Origin of the sequence: Streptomyces sp. PT12 (assembly GCF_003311645.1) — a bacterium.
In the GTDB taxonomy this organism is placed as follows: Bacteria; Actinomycetota; Actinomycetes; order Streptomycetales; family Streptomycetaceae; genus Streptomyces.
This window is the reverse complement of record NZ_QEST01000091.1, coordinates 1-323: the sequence shown is the minus strand read 5'-3', so window position 1 is coordinate 323 and position 323 is coordinate 1. Positions and strand designations below refer to the sequence as shown.

Here is a 323-nt window from a genome sequence, read left to right as displayed (position 1 = left end):
GATGGGTCGACCCGACCGAGTTCGTCCGACTCTGTTCCTACCTGTTCTGGTGGCCGCTCGCGGTCGAGATCTACCCCGAGCTCGGCCCGCTCGAACGTTAGGGCCTCAGCGTCGGTTGGTGTAGCTGAGGGCCACGTCGAGGTCGGCTTCGCTCAGCATGCGCTGCACGGCCTGGAGGTCGTCGCGGCTCTTGCTCGACACCCGTAGCTCGTCGCCCTGGATCTGGCTCTTGACGCCCTTGGGCCCCTCGTCGCGGATCAGCTTGTTGATCTTCTTCGCGTTCTCCTGGGTGATGCCCTCCTTCAGCGCGGCGTCGAGGTGGT

General features: G+C 65.3%; 1 protein-coding gene. It reads right to left on the bottom strand.

Annotation, left to right across the window (positions count from 1 at the left end; all coding sequences use genetic code 11):
* Positions 1-105: 105 nt before the first annotated feature.
* On the bottom strand, positions 106-323 hold a 218-nt coding region (locus DEH69_RS10500), incomplete at its 5' end, for a DUF520 family protein (RefSeq protein WP_113686674.1).